Consider the following 673-nt stretch of genomic DNA (forward strand, 5'->3'; position numbering starts at 1 on the left):
GCGCCGTGCTGCAGGCCCTGCGCGACGCCGTGCTGCTGGCCCGCCACCGCCATGCCGAGCGCGCCCGCCACCAGCGGCTGGAAACCGTGCTCGGCCAGTTGCAGGACGGCGTGGTCGCCGTGGATACGCAAGGCTGCATCCAGGCACTGAACCCCACCATGGCGGCCCTGCTGGGAGCGCCTGCCAATGCGCTGCATGGCCGGCTGCTGGACGAGGTGGCGCCCGCGCTGGCGCTGGCACAGGCGCTGCAGTCACAGTCCCTGGAGCCCGAGGGCAGTGAAGACGTGGTCCAGCTGGCCATGCGCACTCTGGTGGTGCGGCGCGCGCCCATCGTGGAAAACGGCCAGCTCACGGGCGCCTTGCTGGTCTGCCGCGACCCCGCCACCATCCAGCGCGCCGACCGCCACCTGCGCGCCAATCGCAGCCTGCGCGGAGCGGGCGTGCGCTGGCGCATCGAAGACTATGCGGGCGACAGCGAGCCCGCCCAGCGCGTGCGCCGCCTGGCGCGCCAGTTCGCGGCCAGCGATGCCACCGTGCTCATCCAGGGCGACAGCGGCACGGGCAAGGAGCTGCTGGCCCAGGGCATGCACCGCGCCAGCCGGCGCGCGGCCCAGCCTTTCCTGGCGGTGAACTGCGCGGCCCTGGGGGAAAGCCTGCTGGAGAGCGAACTCTT

At 73.3% G+C, this 673-nt stretch carries 1 protein-coding gene; it reads left to right on the forward strand.

Features of this window, described 5'->3' with window-relative positions; translation table 11 throughout:
• Window positions 1-673, forward strand: a 673-nt coding sequence (locus JNK74_29085; protein ID MBL7650235.1) for a sigma 54-interacting transcriptional regulator, incomplete at both ends; no start/stop codon positions are given.

The sequence above is a fragment of the Candidatus Hydrogenedentota bacterium genome, assembly GCA_016791475.1.
Taxonomy (GTDB): Bacteria; Hydrogenedentota; Hydrogenedentia; order Hydrogenedentales; family JAEUWI01; genus JAEUWI01.